Here is a 17,392-nt window from a genome sequence, read left to right on the forward strand (position 1 = left end):
ATTAAAAGTATTCAGTGTTTCTTTTTTGTTCAATGAGGTAAGAAATTGCTTCTATATGATCACCAATGATTTGTTGCGTTGCTAATGAAAGGTAGCCTTCCTGCGAGAAGTGTTTTTCTGGTCGAACTCGATTTATCTTGTCAACGTCGATAGAATGAACATTTTGTACATGCAATCCTGCTAAAATTGTTTTAACTTGACTTAAGGTTGGTGAAAGAAGAGAATCAAACCCAATTGTATCAATGCATTTTCGACTAAAAGCATGAGGGACAGCAGTTGTGGAGCCCATACCTAAATCTTTTCGATTACATGCTAAATTAACAACATGCTTACATGCAGTTAAGATAGTATAAGGAACACGATACATGTAGTAGTGCTCTAATTTATTTAAAGCTAAATCGGTTCCATTTTGAACAGATTGTACAAATGGTAATAAATCAGAACTAGGAATTAAGAAATCACCATCAATAAATAATAATATATCACCTTTTGCAAAATATGCACCAACGGCACGTCCGGTATCAATGCCGAGTGCTTCTTTGTAAGTAATAACTGTTGCACCGCAATTCTTCGCCAATTCCTCTGTTTTATCTGTTGATCCATTAACAATAATGATGATTTCTAAAGGTTTTAATTTCTGCACCTCAAAAATGATAGATTCTATCGTTTTTTCTTCATTTTGAACAGGGATAATGATGGATAATTGTTTATTTCCATAAGTATTTGAATAAAACTCTTTACCTGTAATTATTTTGGATATAGCTCTTTGTTCACCGTTTTGAAGTTCTAAAATAATATCCCGCCTTCGATTATTATCAGTATAGTTTCCTCTCGAATCTTGTAATATATTTACCCAATTTTCAATTGCTTCTAGGTGATAACGAATGAGTTGTTTTGAGGGGAAGGAGGGAATTTGCGGTATAGAAATTTTGAAATGATTGCTAATGCGAAATTTATTTTTAATAATTTTCATTTGTGCTAATATCGGATTTAATAAACTTTCTGGAGTAATTGCATCAAGAATCTCTTTTGTTATTGCATAGGGAGGAAATAATAGTGAGTTAACATGTAAATCTGGACGATGAAAAAAATGATTCGTAACTTGCTGCCAAATCATTTCTATAGTTGGCTTTTGCTTTTGATAAAAAAAGTCATCCAAATTGTTTAATACTATGTCAGCTGATTCGTCTAGTAATGGTTGAAGAAATTGTGTAAGTAAGGAAGATTGGATAATGTAATTTGCATCTAAAAATAAGAGGTACTTACCCTTTGCTTTTTTGGCACCAATTACATAACAATTATTTGATTCTGTCGGTTCTTCTAGGGTGATAATTTTACAATTGTAAGATTGTGCAATATCAATGGAATCATCGATACATCCGTTAATAGTAAGGATAATTTCTAAAGGCTGTAGTTGTTCACAGGCTTTCAAAATTTCAGGTAAAACTTTTATGTTATGCTGTATACGAATAATAATAGAAATCGGATTTTTACACATAAGTAGTCTCCTTTTTAATCAGAGGTAGTTATTAATAAGATTAGATAAAATAGGAGATATATATTTTATTATATACGTAACGACTATTTAGTTTTCTCAGACTTAGAATTCTCATTACCTGAATTAGTACCTTTATTTATTCCAGAAGCGAGTAAATTATTGAGAACGCTCAGGTCTAATTGCATAGGGATTGAGTTTTCGGATGTAGTTTTCTCATTTTCTTTTTTGGTAGTTAATATAGTCTTTATATTTTTTATTTCTTTATATTGTTTTAAGGTAATGAAAAATCCAGAAATAATGAAGAGAAAAGAAACAGTAGCGAGTAAAAGTATTATTTCCAACATAAAACACCCTCCTTTAAATCTATAATAATACTATATTTGAATGTAATAAGACAAAATTCGAGCTAATGAGTTCACTTTTTAAATATATGCAAATCTTTAGTAAAAGTTACTAATTTCTAGGTTAAAGGAAGCAATTATAGAAACGTATAGATATAAATAAATTAAAATTTCATTTGTAGTGTAAAGGTATGTGTTATATAAGCTGAACGTCATTCTATAACAAGTTAAACAGGGTTTAATTTTATATAAAAAGAGCATTTAATTGGACAAATAATTAATTATGTGAAATAATAATAACAGATAAGGAGACGTTGCTTTTCCTTAAGTGCTTCGAATTAATTTTATTCAATAAGAGAAGGTGTGCTTAAAGAAGTTAAATTAAATAAGGAGCTGTTTTATTATATGCAACAAAATAATGATTTAAATTTTGAACCTCAAGACGTTAATATTGTTAATCCTAAACAAGCCAGGAAAGCAGTAATTGCTACTGGTATAGGGAACGCAATGGAGTGGTTTGACTTCGGATTATACGCGTATTTAGCGGTAATTTTAAGTCAATTATTCTTCTCTGGTGTTGATAATAGTGGATTGCAACTTGTACTTACATTCGGTACATTTGCAGCAGCCTTTCTCGTTCGACCAATCGGAGGTGTATTCTTTGGTAGAATAGGAGATAAGTACGGCCGAAAAATCGTGTTAAGTACTACTATTATTTTAATGGCACTTTCTACATTATTCATCGCATTACTACCAACCTATGAACAAATTGGTGTATGGGCACCAATACTACTTTTAGTTGCCCGAATGATTCAAGGCTTCTCTACAGGCGGCGAATATTCAGGAGCAATGGTTTATATCGCAGAATCTTCTCCAGATAAAAAGCGTGGTATACTCGGTAGTGGTCTTGAAATTGGAACACTCTCAGGTTACATTGCTGCATCGGTAATTGTTACCATTTTGACGTTATTGTTAACAGATGAGCAAATGCTCAGCTGGGGATGGCGTATTCCGTTCTTAATAGCTGCACCAATTGGTTTGGTCGGTTTATACTTACGCCGTCATCTAGATGAATCTCCAATCTTTGAAGAGATGGAAAAAGCACAAGAGGAATCTGAAGACAATGAACAATTTTCATTCATGGATATTATTAAATATCACAAAAAAGACTTCTTATTAAGCACAGTAATTGTCGCCTTCTTTAATATTACAAATTATATGATTCTTTCGTATATTCCTTCTTATCTAACTCAAGTACTTAAAGTCGAAGAAACAACAGGCTTATTAATTATTTCTATTACGATGGCACTTATGATTCCACTAGCACTATATTTCGGTAAATTAAGTGATAAAATTGGTAATAAACGCGTTGTGCAAATTGGTTTACTTGGTTTAACTGTATTTGCAATTCCAGCATTTTTACTAATAGGTAACGGACATATTGCAGCTATATTTGCAGGTATTTTCGTACTAGGTTTCTTCTTAAGTGTATATGAAGGAACATTACCTTCATTATTACCATCACTCTTTTTCACTGATGTACGTTATCGAGCACTTTCGATCTCATTTAATATTTCTGTATCGATATTCGGTGGAACAACACCGCTCGTATGTTCATACTTAGTTCATGCAACTGGTAACCCGCTCGCACCGGCATTTTATTTAGCAGGTGTAAGTATTATTGGATTAGTTGTATTTAGTGTACTATTCGTTACAACTTCAGGGCGTGCGCTAAAAGGTTCATATCCTACAGTAGAAACGAAAAAAGAAGCACACCAAATCGCTAAAGAAGACCCTGAAGAAACACTTTGGTGGCATGAAGAGTCATTAGAAATTGAAGCAGGGAAGAATGCTTCCATTTAAAAAGCAACGTAGAAGTACAAAAAGACTCCTATGAATATAGGAGTCTTTTTGTTACGTTATTTCTTTCGTTTCTTCAAACTTTTTTGATATGCATAAAGCTTATGAATCTCTTCCTTAAATTCATGTAGAAGTACAGTGTTTGCACCATTTGAATAACGCACCGTATTATAAGCATCTATAATAATATCACTTTGAATATTTACATCTTCTTCATCGTTTATTCTTTCTAGCCAAGCCTCAACAGTTTCTCCCCGTTTTCTATTTAAAGGAGGGGTTAACTTACTCTCTAGCTTAAAAATTTCCTTCCGAATTTCGTTATGTGGCGGTTTATTTCGTTTAAAACGATTTTGGATCATTCCTTCTTTATCAGTAATGATAGTAGATTCGAAGACGTGCATATTTGGTAAACTTAAATGTTTTCGTTTTTTTACTATTTTCCAAACGACGTAAATAGCGATAGCTGTACAGACTATTATTGTAGTGCTATTTATGAGTATTGGATCAAAATCAGGAATTTTTTTTCCGTCTTCAATTTTTGGTTTTAAGAGATGTCCTTTATTTGCCCAAACATCTTCAGTATCTTTTAATTCCGCTGCTTTAATTAATGGCATTAAAGCATAGCCGACGCCTAATGCGACTACTTCCGTTATAAAACCAAAAATAAGTCGAATGAAAGGAAATACTTGAACAATTAATATACTCATTAAGCCAATCGTAATGATAGAAGAAAAACGTAATAGTTGTTGTTTGCGATTTGCCCCGGTTAACCAAAATGTAATCATAAGATGCAAGGCTAACATTAATAGTTTCCACAACGGTGGAAAGGGTGCATAAAATATAGCTGAAACGACAAACCATACAATACCACCTAAAGATTTTTGAACTGGATATCCAGGTCCGACCACATGTACGATAAAGAAAAATAGTGGTAATATGATTGTGCCAAATAGAGAAAAAGGTAAAAATAAAGAGAAAAGAACGATTTGAAGAACTAAAAGTATTACAAATCCTGTTGTTTTTTTCTGCATAAATTTATGAATAAGAAATACTCCAATATAGCCTGTTGTTAAAAATATTGCAATACTAATTAGTTCATCTCTTTCTGTTAATAATGAAAGCAGAAGGAGCAGAATGAAATCATGAATGTGATATAGCCAAGTTTTCAACTGGTTCCACCATCCCTTCACTAGTAATGAGAAACGTTGGCTGCGAGAGAAGAGGGAGTTCATTTCTTTGTAAACCAATGTATATCATTGTAGACGATCGTTCTCTTTTTCTCTTTACATAATGAAGGAATCCTTGTTTCGGAAGTAACGTACTATCATCTGAAATACGGGCTAATTCTTCTAAAGCTTTTGCATATTGTGTTTGTCCTTCATTTAACGGTACATGTAATGCACCGTCTTCTGCTAATACACTAATAAACAATTCAAACGGAATGTGGTGCTTCGTTGCATACTGGAAAATGTATGTTGCATATGAAATAAGTTCTTCTACATTATCTTTCCAACCAAATCCACGATCGGCAGCTAAAGAAAGACAAATCGTCCAACTATAATTTTTTACAGGTTCATATTGCTTCGCTTGTAATTGTTGCATTTTAGCAGATGCCTTCCAATGAATAGAGCGGAAAGACTCACGCTCATATCGCTTTACACCGATAATAGATGTTTCATCATTGTAAAAAGAAAAATTCGTTCGATAAGATCCATTCAAAAGTTGCTGAAGTTCTTGCAAACCTGCTACTTCTTTAGGAGAAGGATACACAATAATCTCAGTCCTTAATTTATCAAAAACAGGTAAATGTACAGTTAATAGATGAAATGGATCTTTTAATACACATTCAAATTGTTCAATTTGAAACACACCACGCTTCGTGGCGGTTAATGTTAAACCCCATTTTTGTGCCGAATGTGCAGGTTGTGAAAATGGGAAAGAGAATAACGTTTTTGATATTTGTTCAATGCCTTGCTCTTTATGCGGTATAAGGGACGAATTTAAATGAAAGTAACAAACACCATTAACGATCGGTATGCTGGCTCCATTTTTTAAATGAATAAAAAACTGTCCAGATTCCTCAGGAAAAATCCGTGTAGTTTGTTTCTCATTTATGATTTGAAACTTATTCTCTATGAAAGCGACATATTTATAAATAAAAATCGCAAATAAATAATAGAAGAAAAAGAGAAACATAAGCATTCGTTGCGGGAAAAAGAATGTGAAAAGTAATGCGATTGGAACGGTTAGTTGAATAATATGGAGTTGAAAAAATAAAGGCACAGTTACAACACGCTGTCCATTCATGCTTGTTCAATCTCCATAGGTACGTCAACTTCTTTTAAAATACTTTGCATAATATCATTCTTTGTCGTACGCAGGGCACCTTCCATTGATAAGACGATACGGTGATTCCAAACAGAAGGAACTAACAATTGTATATCTTCTGGTGTGCAATATTCTCTCCCGCGTAAAAAGGCTAAAGCTTGAACAGCACGTACTAAAGCTAATGTGGCACGTGGGCTTACACCGTTAGCGATATAATCATGATTTCTTGTAGCATGAGCAAGTTTAATAATGTAATGTTCTAACGGTTCCGAAACAAATATTTCTTTTACTCGTTTTTGAGCTTCTAAAATATCTTCTAATGAGATGACAGATGTGACACTTTCTAATGGTAAATCGTTCCGAAAACGTCGCATCATTTGTAACTCATCTTTAGGAGTTGGATAACCGATTGAAATCGTCATTAAAAAGCGATCAAGCTGTGCATCTGGAAGAGGGAAAGTCCCTTGTGATTCAATTGGGTTTTGCGTCGCAATAACAAAGAACGGTTTCGGAAGAGGAGTTGACTGCTTCTCCAGCGTCACTTGTCGTTCTTCCATCGCTTCTAACAAACTCGACTGCGTTCTCGGCATTGCACGGTTAATTTCATCTGCTAGCAAAATGTTTGTCATAACTGGTCCAATTCTTAATTCGAATTCGCTTGTTTTTGGGTTGAAGTATTCAATACCTGTTACATCACTTGGAAGTACATCAGGGGTAAATTGAACGCGAGAAAAACTACCACCAATACTTTTTGAAATGGTTTTCGCCAGTAACGTTTTCCCAGTACCAGGCACGTCTTCGAGTAGTACATGTCCATCAGCAAGAAGTGAAACGAGCAGTAGATCAATAACATTTTCTTTACCAACAAACACAGATCCGATGTTTTCTTTCAATTTATTTATCATATGTACCATTCCTTTCATTATAAAAGAGCTAATATTTCTATATTTTAACAAATTATTCAGAAAATTGGTATGATTTTTTAATTCAAAGAAATGGATATTTAATTATTAAATTACTCTTGCATATTTTGGAATATGATTATACAATATCGATATACGATGTATCGTAAGTCGATATATCATAAAACGATGTATCGGAGGTAGTTATAATGAATGTGAAGGCGCAAAAATATATTCCGTTAACTGAGGCGACATATTACATACTGTTATCACTAGTGAAACCAATGCACGGATATGGAATTATGCAAATGGTAGAAGAGATGACAAATGGGGAAGTAAAGCTCGGTCCTGGTACTTTATACGGGAATACAACGAAATTACTTAAAGAAAAATTAATTGTTGAAGTTGCCTCTACAGATAGAAAGAAGTGCTATGAGTTAACGCCGTTTGGGAGAGAAGTGTTAGAGCTAGAATATAACAGATTGCAGAGATCTGTAAGGAATGGAAATAGTATATTAGGGGAGTGAATGGGAGATGGAGACAAAGAAGATATTCAAACCTTTCGCAGTATGGAGCTTAGAAAAAGAAGAAGCGTATTTACGTAAAATGCATCAACAAGGCTGGGCGTTACAAAAGTATAACGTAATGTATACGTTTAAGAAAACTGAGCCGAAAGATGTAGTATATAAAGCAGACTTTAGATTAGAGTATAAAGATTCGACAGAAAAACAAAAAGAATATATCCAAATATATGAAATGTGTGGCTGGAAACATGTAACGAGTTTTGCGAAGTGGAATTATTTTTGTAAAGAAGTAGACGAGGAAAATGAGTTACCTGATATTTATTCAGACAAAGAAACGAAGATACAAAAATTTGTTGAATTGATACAGTTCGTTGCAATTATGTTTGTAATGTTAATTCCAGTGTTTTACTTATGTTTTCTTGGAGTATCAGAATCAGGATTATATAAAGGTATGGTTGGGTTTTTAGTTTGTATATATTTATATGCGTTTATTAATTTATTTAGGAAGATTAAAAAGTTAAAAAATGAAATATTGTAACAAAGATTGGGTTTATTAAAGAAGATGGTTGTATATTGGAATGGAAATCATCTTCTTTAATTTCTATATATCCTTGTTTTGTTGGGTATTTTTTATATAATAAAATATTGTATATTTAAGGCATAGAACTAACAGTTACAAAGATGATACCAGTAACAATACCTAAAAAAATCATAAATGAAGAAGTAATTAATAATAACGAACTAGCAATGAATATCACTTTATTAGATTTTTGTTTTTTATAAAGGAAATAAAGTAAAAGACCACAAATAGTAGAAAGTATCCATATAGCTAAACCGTAAGAACTCGAGATTTTCTTCCAATCGGAAATCCAAAAGTAAAAGATGATTATGTGACAAGTTAATAGTAGAAATGTTGATGGAAGCATTATCTTTTTATTTAAAATCATTTGTTTCACCTCCCTTATATAAATATTACTAAAATGGTGTGGAATTTAACATATAATAAGGAAGAAATACATTTTTAATTAACGTATTAAACGAAAAAATCCCTTATAGAAAAATCTATTTCTACAAGGGATAATCATATTTTTATTAGAAAGACTGATTTTGCGCAGGTTTAATAAATTGTTCAGGGTTTTCAACAAGTCCGCATACAGCACATTGGACACGGTATGTAGGTCCTTGATAAGCCATATGAAAAGCATTCATCGTTTCATTTGTGTATTCTTCTTCCACTTGACCAGTTTGTGGATTTATTTTAACTGGTTTTACTTGTTGCTCAAGAATATTAAAGCGAGTACGGTTCGTTTTACAACTTGGACATAGCATTGGTTCCATATGTATACACCTCCATTTGTATCATTTCTTAAAATCTTTAATTTTATGCAAGCAAAAAACTTTCTCAATATAAATAGGTGTTTAATGTATTTAAAATTCAGAAAAAATAAAATATAATAAAAGTACGAACTGGTTATGTCCAAACCAAATCTCCTGTTTTATGCCAATAAGCTGGGGGGCCGAGAAATCGGCCTCATTTTTTTTGCTCATTACTACAAGGAACAAGGTTTTTATGAGACTTTTGTCGAAATTTTAGGGATAGATACAAAGGGGGATGTAAAATGAATTTGAAAATGAAGTACATCATTTTATATGTAGAAAAGTTTGAGGAATGTTTAAAGTTCTATAAAGATATTTTACAGTTACCTATAAAAGCAGAGCACGGAACATATATTGAATTTAATACTGGAACTACCATTTTAGCGATGAATACGCGGCAAGATGTGAAAGAATTAACAGGATTACCGCTTACAGAAGGTGAATTACAGTCTTCTCATTTCGAGTTAGGATTCGTTGTTGAGAATGTACAAGAAACGATTGAGCAATTTAGAGAGCAAGGTATAAAAATTTTAGTGGAGCCAATTGTAAAACCGTGGGGACAAACAATTGCCTACATTGCTGATCCAGATGGAAATTATATTGAAATTTGCAGTTCATTAGAATAGAGGGAGAAAGAGAGATGGGATTTCCGAAACTAGAAACAGAACGTTTATTCTTAAGAGAACTTACACTATTAGATGCAGAAACGATGTTCCAATATTTTTCGAAAGAATCAGTTATACGTTATTTCGGAATGGATTCTTTCCAAAATATTGAGCAAGCGAAAACAACGATTCAAACGTTCAAAAATCGTTATGAAGAGGGCAGTGTATTTCGCTGGGGAGTCGAGAAAAAAGGGACGGGCCAATTAATCGGAACGTGCGGATTTCATTTAATTAATAATCATCATAAACGAGCTGAAATTGGTTATGAATTAGATGATACATATTGGGGACAAGGATATGCATTGGAAGCATTACAAGCAATTTTAGCTTACGGATTTGAAATACTGCAACTAATAAGAATCGCAGCGATTGTATATGTAGAAAATAATGCTTCTCAAAAGTTATTAATAAAAGCAGGATTTCAAGAAGAAGGATTCCTTCGAAAACATATGATTCAAAATGGAGTTGCTCATGATACCATTTTATATTCTTTATTAAAAGAAGAGTGGAAGAAGTAATGAGTACAAACGAACTTATAACGATTATGAAGAAGCATAGGGAAAATAGATTCATTTTAGGTATAGATGGTTTAAGTCGATCTGGAAAAACAACATTCGTAGCCAATTTAAAAGAAAATATGAAACAAGAAGGCATTCCGTTTCGTATTTTCCATATTGATGATCATATAGTGGAGCGTAATAAACGATATCATACTGGATATGAAGAATGGTATGAGTATTATTATTTACAATGGGACATTGAATGGCTAAGGCGGAAATTTTTTCAAAAGCTACAACATGAAACAAAATTGAAATTACCTTTCTTTCATGAAGAAACAGATATATGTGAAATGGAAAAAGTACAGATTCCTATTGTAGGGGTAATTGTTATTGAAGGAGTTTTTCTGCAGCGAAAAGAATGGAGAGATTTCTTTCATTATATGGTCTATTTGGACTGTCCAAGAGAGACAAGGTTTCTACGTGAGAGTGAGGAGACACAGAAAAACCTTTCAAAATTTGAAAATAGGTATTGGAAAGCAGAGGATTATTACTTAGAAACGGAATTGCCGAGGGATAAGGCGGATTTAGTCATTGAATGATTTGAAGAAAACCTCAGCTTTTTGCTTGAAAAGTTGAGGTTATTCTATGTTATAGCAAATTATTTAGTAAGTATTGGGAAGGAGATTAGTATAACAATTTGAATTATATAGTTATAGATAAATCTATAGATGAAAAGATTTCAAAAAAGAGAGTGATCACATGAGTATTTTCATTTTAGAAGATGATGTCATACAAGCGCAGCAAATGAAGCGGTTAGTTGAGGAGGTTTGTGAAAAATATATGTTACCTTTTGACTTTATTGAGGTAACTAGTAAAAGTGACAACATCATTAATAATATTCCAAAGGCGAAGTATATTCCAATCTATTTTTTAGATATAGAGATAAAAAGAGAAGAGCGTAAAGGGTTACAAGTGGCGAAAGAAATACGAAAGTATGATACGCAAGGGATCATTGTGTTTGTAACGACACATTCTGAATTTGCACCTATTTCATATCAATACATGGTATCGGCTTTAACTTTCATTGATAAAGGGTTGCCATACGAAGAGCGATATAAAGTTTTTGAACAATGTTTACTCCAATATGAAGTGCGTAATAAGCATATCATTCCATCCGATGATTTTATCGTTGAAAACAGTAATGCGACTGTGCGAGTTCCATTTCAAGAAGTTGAATATGTTATGACTGATGAACCACATCGTTTAGCATTAGTGACGTTAGATCGAATGGTTTATTTTTACGGCACTTTAAAAGAAATTGAATTAATAGATGAACGTTTATTTCGTTGTCATCAATCATATATCGTGAATACGAAGCGAATGTCTTCTTATGATGCGAAGCAAAAAATGATAGTTTTAAAAAGTGGGAAACGTATTCCAGTATCACGTCGTTTAGTGAGTAAAGTACGTAAGATGTTAAAAGGTGAGATGTAATGTATATTTATGATTTATTTGCAATATTGCTTACTAGTATGAGCCATACGTTTTTATACATTCAATTAATCCGGTACAACAGATTGTCAGTTAGAATGTTAATAGCTTTGAGTACAGTATTCATTATTTTACTTGCTGTTGTCGTAACAGTAACAAGATATCCAGAGTTGAATAGTACCATTGTGTTATTTCTAATAAGTTTAGGATTAATGCAAAATGAATTGAAATTTAAGCATAATTTATATTTTGCACTAGTGAGTATGGTGATTATAACGTTAGTGAAAATGTTGCTTTTCGATTTAGGAATGAAAATCTTTATGTTAACGCCATTCAATTTATATTTATGGACAGGTAGCATTATTCATCTTATTGTATCAATCCTTACTTTTATCGGTATTTTAGTAGCTCGTAAAAGAATTCGAAAAATTGCTCAATATATAGTAGGTAGTCCGCTATACTATGTAACTTATATATTATTAATTATCGGATTCGTTATTGAACTAATTTTAACTAGGCCATCTACTGAGTTTTTAGAACAACTAAATCAACAATACAGTGAAGTAAGTTATATTTCAGCGATTATTGTATTTTTATTATTAATAATCATTGTACTAATAAGCTCACACCTATCGAAAGAAAAATTACGAGAAGAGCATGAAAAACGTTTAGATAAAGAGTTATTAGATTATGTGGAGAAATTAGAGGATATGCATGATGAGCTTGCTAGTTTCCGTCATGATTATATGAATGTATTACTATCGTTAGAAGAGGGAATACGTACAAATAATGTGAAAGAAATTGAGCAAGTGTATTATGATGTTATAGCTCCTACATTAAAAACAATAAATGATTATGAACTTGATATTGCAAAATTATCTCGCATACATATTCCTGAAGTGAGAAGTGTATTAAGAGCGAAAGTTGGCACTGCCCAGCAACAAAACCTAAAAGTAATGCTTGATATACCGGAGAAAATTGAAAGTATTTCGATGACGATCATATCATTTATTCGCATTATCTCGGTTTTAATAGACAATGCAATTGAAGAAGCAGTACATAGTGAGGAAAAGATATTGCAAATTGCATTCTTTGAAATGGATTCAGGACAGTATTTTATTGTACGTAATAGTTCAAAGAGTGAAGGGATTGATTTGCAAAAAATTTATGAGAAAAACCATTCAAGTAAAGAAGGTGCGAGAGGATACGGGTTATTCTCGTTAAAAAGAATCATTAACAAAACAAATAACGCGACATTAGAAACAACTTATATAAGCCCTTATTTCACGCAAACATTCATATTAAAAGAGATAAAAAATGACCATCTATGATGAAAATAAAACCGAATAAGAAATAATTACATACTTCCTTCACTTAATTTTATACACTTCAAGTAAGAGGTGAAGCGAGATGAATGGTCTTATTTTTACAACAATGATTAGCTTTGGTTTACCGCTTGTAGCACTTTTATATGCTTTTTGGAAGAAACGCTATTTTCCATATATGTTAGGTGTATTGGCTTTTGTTGTATCACAAATATTAATTCGCATACCAATACTGAATTATTTAAATGGAACTAGCACAGATTTTCAAATGTTTTCTGTTACGCAGCCTGTACTATTTGTACTTTTGCTTAGTTTATCAGCAGGTATTTTTGAAGAGATAGCTCGTTTTATCGCAATGCGCTATTTTATGAAACAACGAGATTGGCAGTCTGGTTTTTTATTTGGAGCAGGGCATGGTGGTATTGAGGCAGTGTTGATAGTTGGTATCCCGGTAATATCCTTATTATTGTCACAAACAGTCATCCCAAATGGTGTTAGTTATTATTTCGGCGGTATTGAGCGCGTCTTTGCGATGGTATTGCATATTGGGCTTTCCTTCATTGTATTGCAAGCTGTCGTCCAAAAGAAATTTCGTTATGTTGTTTTTGCTATACTCATTCATGGAGCTGTAAATACATTAGCAGGTATTATACCGCAATATGTATCAGGAACAAATGGAATCATTGCTGTAGAAGTTTCAATCGCAATTTCTGCTGTACTCGTTTTTAGCCATAGTTTCATATTAAAAAGAAAGGGGGTATATTAAAATGAGAAGAATGTTACTTATTATTATAAGTGCTATCGCGGCGTTCGCGCTCGCAGCATGTACTGGTAATAAAGTAGAAGAAAGTACGTCAAAAAAATTTATTCCGAAGGCGGAAGAAATTGTATCATTATTAAATGAGGAAAAGTATAAAGAAGTGCATGAAAAATTTGATAGTAAAATGAAAGCGGGGTTACCAGAAGAAAAGATGAAAGACCTTACACCTGTAATTGAGAAAGCTGGTACGTTCGACAAAATAGAGAAAAAATCGATTGAAGAAAAAGATGGTTTATATACTGTTATTCTTGTAGCGAAATATAGTAAAGAACAACGGACATTTATTATAACTTATAATGATAAAGAAGAAATAGCAGGCTTATTTATTAAATAAAAAAACAGATACAGTGGAAGTTTCCACTGTATCTGTTTTTTTGTTTTAACCAAATTATGGTTATTCATGCTAATATAAACTCATAGCTATATAGAAGGGGTGGGGTTAGTATGAAAACTGAAATAGTTCCTAAAAAGAAGTACAGTATAATAAGCTATGTATCTTTACTCATCGGCATTTTGTGTTTTCTATTCGTTTTTATAACGCCAACAAGGATAGCCAATGCAGGTAATATAGTTGGAGATTATATTACAATTGCCCTGACAGGTGTAGGTATCACACTTTCAATAATCACAATGACGAAAAGAACAGAGAAGAAGGGAATTGCTATTCTTTCATTAATACTGTCCTCATCATTTTTTATATTTTGGATCATAGCAATTATCCTATTGTTTACTGGTCAAATTAGTTTTGCACCGTAATGTGTAATAAAAAGAGTCCTTCTCGTATGAAGGACTCTTTTTACTTGGTATCTTCAGGTTGATATTCTAAAATATCCCCGGGTTGGCATTCTAATGCTTTACATATTGCTTCTAAAGTTGAAAAACGGACTGCTTTTGCTTTTCCATTTTTCAAGATAGAAAGGTTAGCCATTGTAATTCCAACCTTCTCCGAAAGTTCTGTGACACTCATTTTTCTTTTTGCTAACATTACATCAATATTAATAATAATTGCCATATTATTCACCTCAGACCGTTAAATCATTTTCTGATTTTATATCTATAGCATCTTTTAATAGTCTTTGGAGAACGGCAGCAAAGACCGCGATTACCATTGAAGCAAAAATCATAATCATTCCGATAATAATAATGCCAGGGGCGTCATCTCTCTCTGCCACGAGATAGAAAAGTGGCATACCTAATACATATAATACACTAATTGCCAATGCGCTGTACTTAATATTTTTTAAAGCTTGAACAGATAACTCTGAGAATGCGTTATTTTTATCAATATAGTTTAAAAGCTTAAATGTTTGATACAGTGCGAAGTAATAAGGTATTGCTGTTGCGTATAAATTGATAAATACAAGATATTTAATATATGAAATATCTGGATATAATTCTGCGGCGAAATTTCCTATTTTAGGGACTAAAAAAATGCACATAGCAAGAACGGGGATTCCAATCAGAATCACAACGGTCTTTAAAAAGAGTGTGGATCCTTGTTTCATAAAAAGCACCTCATTTATTTAATATCTTATTAATTTAACACAGAATTTATTGTTTAACAATAAATTTTTATTTCTTTTGATCGAGGATTTATTGTTAAACAAGTAATTAATGAAAAGGATGTTAAATCTTTTTTATAAGATAGATGATACATACCGATATTTAATAAAGGAAAGAAAGGGAAAGTAACTATTGTTAGCTTTATGAGAATTGGGAACTAATAAAACATATGTAGGTTTTGGTATGGAAAAGGAAATAGTGTGTATTTAAATGAATGCAAAGTTTATGGAGGAACAATCATGTTGAATTATGGTGTGAAGATGAAAAAGTTGCTATTAGTGGCAGCTATAATAGTAAGCGTATTAAGTACGGAAAGTATGATGAATTATCATGCGGCCAAAGCTAAGGTGAAAAAAGTAGAACATCAGCCTAAAAATATAATTATGATGGTTATGGACGGAACGAGTTCAACGGCGACAACATTGGCTCGCTGGTATAAAGGGGCACCGCTTACGTTAGATCAAATTGTAACAGGAGGAGTTCGTACGTTTTCGGCGGAATCAGCTATTACAGACTCAGCGCCAGCAGCAACAGCATTAGCAACTGGAAATAAATCAAATTCAGGATATGTAGGTGTATTACCTTCTATTGTAAGTTCGCCTAGCTTAGAGCCAATAAAAGAAGAGGACAAGTTACGGCCGGTCGCAAACGTATTAGAAGGTGCAAAACGTACTGGTCGTGCAACTGGAATTGTTGCTACATCTGAAATTCAGCATGCTACTCCGGCGGGATTCTCGGCTCACCATGTCAATCGCAAGCAATTTGACGTAATTGCGAAGCAGCAAGTATATCAAAATATAGATGTCGTATTAGGCGGGGGAAAAGCGGCGCTGTTACCTATGAAAAGTAATGGAATCCGAAAAGATGGTGAAAATTTAGTAAAGGTGATTCAAAACAAAGGATACGATTTTGTTGAAACGAAAGATGCGTTATTGAACTCCAAATCTAATAAAATTTGGGGCTCTTTCTCACATCATGCTCTTGCGTTTGATATGGATCGTATAGCAACAAACCCAGAACAACCAACACTTTCTCAAATGACAGAAAAAGCAATTCAAACATTATCAAAAGATAAAGATGGTTTCTTTTTATTCATAGAAGGTAGTAAGCCTGATTGGGCAGCCCATGCGAATGATCCAATTGGGATGATTAGTGATATATTGGCATTTGATGAAGCGGTAGCAAAGGCGTTACAATTTGCGAAGAAAGATGGGGATACGATGCTCATCGCTTTAACTGATCATGGTAACAGCGGCATCTCTATAGGGAATAGGAATACGACAAAAGGATACAATACTACACCGGTTTCTGCATACATTGATCCATTGAAAAAGGCGAAAATGACACTTGAAGGAACTATAAATAAACTGAAATCTGATTTATCAAATGTAGAAGATGTAGCTAAACTATACGGTTTGGATAATCTAACTCATGATGAAAAAGAAAAATTAAAAGCGGCAAAAAAGAAAATGGATGTAGGACGAATTCTTACTACATTATTGGCTAATCGTGCAAATATCGGCTTTACGACAGGAGGACATACAGGTGAGGATGTATTCTTACATTCTTATGGACCTCAAAAACCAGAAGGCTTAATCCAAAATACAGACATTGCGAAGACGATGGCGAAAGCGATGGGCTTTAACTTAGAAGAAGTAACGAATAAAATATTTTTAGAGAGTGAACAAGCCTTTAAGAAGATCGGTGCAACTGTAACAGCCAACAAAACCGAAGGAGCAAACCCGTTACTGGTAGTAAAACATAATAAAGTAGAAGCACAATTATTTGGTAACAAAAATATAATTCGTATCAATGGTAAAGGGTATGAATTAAGAAGTATTATTGTAGAGAGTAATGGAAAGTGCTATGTACCAGAAGAAGCAATTCAACTATTTGTAAAGCATTCTCGTTAAAAAATTGCCAACCAGTTAAGCTAACTGGTGGCAATTTTTTGTGTTTATTCTAAATGTAAGTGTTCGAATTGTTTTGTAAAGTTTTCCATATGAGACTGGTATCAATGTTAAAGGGAAAGTATAGTTTTTTCTTACATTAAAAAATTTCGTTTTGTAGAATAAGAAGTTATACATATAGTAAAGTCTAATGGGTTATCAATTAATATTTACGAAAAATATATTAATACTTTAGAATTTCTTTAATGTTCATTATTTTTTATTTAAGGTTATCCGTTATATTTATAA

21 protein-coding genes are annotated in these 17,392 nt (G+C 32.8%); 12 read left to right on the forward strand and 9 right to left on the reverse strand.

The window, feature by feature from the left end:
• Position 1: 1 nt before the first annotated feature.
• Together DN404_RS26575 and DN404_RS26580 are read right to left on the reverse strand one after the other, a co-directional pair.
• Positions 2–1,498, reverse strand: coding sequence for a glycosyltransferase family 2 protein (locus DN404_RS26575; RefSeq protein WP_149215655.1), 1,497 nt, complete (start codon positions 1,496–1,498; stop codon positions 2–4).
• An 83-nt stretch (positions 1,499–1,581) separates the two neighbouring features.
• On the reverse strand, positions 1,582–1,842 hold the full coding sequence (locus DN404_RS26580; protein WP_000889742.1) for a hypothetical protein: 261 nt from the start codon (positions 1,840–1,842) through the stop codon (positions 1,582–1,584).
• Between the two features lie 402 nt (positions 1,843–2,244).
• Here DN404_RS26580 and DN404_RS26585 point away from each other — a divergent pair, with 402 nt between their 5' ends.
• Positions 2,245–3,702 (forward strand): MFS transporter, encoded by a 1,458-nt coding sequence (locus DN404_RS26585; RefSeq protein ID WP_001186926.1) that lies wholly within the window; start codon positions 2,245–2,247, stop codon positions 3,700–3,702.
• 56 nt (positions 3,703–3,758) lie between these two features.
• Here the strand turns inward: DN404_RS26585 and DN404_RS26590 are convergent, their stop codons facing one another.
• The 3 genes from DN404_RS26590 to DN404_RS26600 are packed head-to-tail and all read right to left on the reverse strand — an operon-like array spanning position 3,759 to position 6,932.
• Complete coding sequence (locus tag DN404_RS26590; RefSeq protein ID WP_098771480.1) at positions 3,759–4,868, reverse strand: DUF4018 domain-containing protein; 1,110 nt, start codon at positions 4,866–4,868, stop codon at positions 3,759–3,761.
• Positions 4,840–6,006 carry a DUF58 domain-containing protein gene (locus DN404_RS26595; protein ID WP_098771479.1) on the reverse strand — a complete coding sequence of 389 codons (1,167 nt, stop codon included), beginning with the start codon at positions 6,004–6,006 and terminating at the stop codon, positions 4,840–4,842. The genes DN404_RS26590 and DN404_RS26595 overlap by 29 nt, the downstream gene beginning before the upstream one ends.
• Complete coding sequence (locus DN404_RS26600; RefSeq protein WP_149215656.1) at positions 6,003–6,932, reverse strand: AAA family ATPase; 930 nt, start codon at positions 6,930–6,932, stop codon at positions 6,003–6,005. Before DN404_RS26600 ends, DN404_RS26595 begins: the two co-directional genes overlap by 4 nt.
• Before the next feature lie 206 nt (positions 6,933–7,138).
• Between DN404_RS26600 and DN404_RS26610 the strand changes: the two genes are divergently transcribed.
• A complete protein-coding gene (locus DN404_RS26610; protein WP_002110530.1) occupies positions 7,139–7,456 on the forward strand; it encodes a PadR family transcriptional regulator in 318 nt (105 codons plus the stop codon).
• Positions 7,457–7,463: 7 nt separating this feature from the next.
• Entirely contained in the window at positions 7,464–7,991 is a 528-nt protein-coding gene (locus DN404_RS26615) for a DUF2812 domain-containing protein (RefSeq protein ID WP_149149730.1), read from the forward strand.
• A gap of 115 nt (positions 7,992–8,106) precedes the next feature.
• Here DN404_RS26615 and DN404_RS26620 read toward each other — a convergent pair whose 3' ends face one another.
• Both DN404_RS26620 and DN404_RS26625 read right to left on the reverse strand, forming a co-directional pair.
• On the reverse strand, positions 8,107–8,400 hold the full coding sequence (locus DN404_RS26620; protein ID WP_000602672.1) for a hypothetical protein: 294 nt from the start codon (positions 8,398–8,400) through the stop codon (positions 8,107–8,109).
• A 145-nt stretch (positions 8,401–8,545) separates the two neighbouring features.
• Complete coding sequence (locus DN404_RS26625; protein WP_000433602.1) at positions 8,546–8,791, reverse strand: hypothetical protein; 246 nt, start codon at positions 8,789–8,791, stop codon at positions 8,546–8,548.
• Positions 8,792–9,072: 281 nt separating this feature from the next.
• Here DN404_RS26625 and DN404_RS26630 point away from each other — a divergent pair, with 281 nt between their 5' ends.
• From DN404_RS26630 to DN404_RS26665, 8 genes are all read left to right on the forward strand, one after another.
• Positions 9,073–9,456: a glyoxalase/bleomycin resistance/dioxygenase family protein gene (locus DN404_RS26630; RefSeq protein WP_001049849.1), complete on the forward strand. Its 384-nt coding sequence runs from the start codon at positions 9,073–9,075 to the stop codon at positions 9,454–9,456.
• A 14-nt stretch (positions 9,457–9,470) separates the two neighbouring features.
• Positions 9,471–10,013, forward strand: a complete 543-nt coding sequence (locus tag DN404_RS26635) for a GNAT family N-acetyltransferase (RefSeq protein WP_000506640.1) — start codon at positions 9,471–9,473, stop codon at positions 10,011–10,013.
• Complete coding sequence (locus DN404_RS26640; RefSeq protein WP_149215657.1) at positions 10,013–10,594, forward strand: kinase; 582 nt, start codon at positions 10,013–10,015, stop codon at positions 10,592–10,594. Before DN404_RS26635 ends, DN404_RS26640 begins: the two co-directional genes overlap by 1 nt.
• Before the next feature lie 160 nt (positions 10,595–10,754).
• On the forward strand, positions 10,755–11,489 hold the full coding sequence (locus tag DN404_RS26645) for a LytR/AlgR family response regulator transcription factor (RefSeq protein WP_149149728.1): 735 nt from the start codon (positions 10,755–10,757) through the stop codon (positions 11,487–11,489).
• Positions 11,489–12,817, forward strand: coding sequence for a GHKL domain-containing protein (locus DN404_RS26650; RefSeq protein WP_149215658.1), 1,329 nt, complete (start codon positions 11,489–11,491; stop codon positions 12,815–12,817). The genes DN404_RS26645 and DN404_RS26650 overlap by 1 nt, the downstream gene beginning before the upstream one ends.
• Positions 12,818–12,896: 79 nt before the next feature.
• On the forward strand, positions 12,897–13,577 hold the full coding sequence (locus DN404_RS26655; protein ID WP_149215659.1) for a YhfC family glutamic-type intramembrane protease: 681 nt from the start codon (positions 12,897–12,899) through the stop codon (positions 13,575–13,577).
• Between the two features lies 1 nt (position 13,578).
• On the forward strand, positions 13,579–13,965 hold the full coding sequence (locus DN404_RS26660) for a DUF3887 domain-containing protein (RefSeq protein WP_149149725.1): 387 nt from the start codon (positions 13,579–13,581) through the stop codon (positions 13,963–13,965).
• A 110-nt stretch (positions 13,966–14,075) separates the two neighbouring features.
• On the forward strand, positions 14,076–14,387 hold the full coding sequence (locus tag DN404_RS26665; RefSeq protein WP_000845561.1) for a hypothetical protein: 312 nt from the start codon (positions 14,076–14,078) through the stop codon (positions 14,385–14,387).
• 40 nt (positions 14,388–14,427) lie between these two features.
• Here the strand turns inward: DN404_RS26665 and DN404_RS26670 are convergent, their stop codons facing one another.
• Positions 14,428–14,643, reverse strand: coding sequence for a helix-turn-helix domain-containing protein (locus DN404_RS26670; protein WP_000974620.1), 216 nt, complete (start codon positions 14,641–14,643; stop codon positions 14,428–14,430).
• Positions 14,644–14,653: 10 nt separating this feature from the next.
• Positions 14,654–15,136 (reverse strand): DUF2975 domain-containing protein, encoded by a 483-nt coding sequence (locus DN404_RS26675; RefSeq protein ID WP_000809125.1) that lies wholly within the window; start codon positions 15,134–15,136, stop codon positions 14,654–14,656.
• A gap of 297 nt (positions 15,137–15,433) precedes the next feature.
• Between DN404_RS26675 and DN404_RS26680 the strand changes: the two genes are divergently transcribed.
• Positions 15,434–17,107, forward strand: a complete 1,674-nt coding sequence (locus DN404_RS26680) for an alkaline phosphatase (protein ID WP_086385782.1) — start codon at positions 15,434–15,436, stop codon at positions 17,105–17,107.
• The last annotated feature ends 285 nt before the right edge of the window (positions 17,108–17,392 follow it).

The sequence above is a fragment of the Bacillus sp. TE8-1 genome (assembly GCF_008368855.1).
Taxonomy (GTDB): Bacteria; Bacillota; Bacilli; order Bacillales; family Bacillaceae_G; genus Bacillus_A; species Bacillus_A cereus.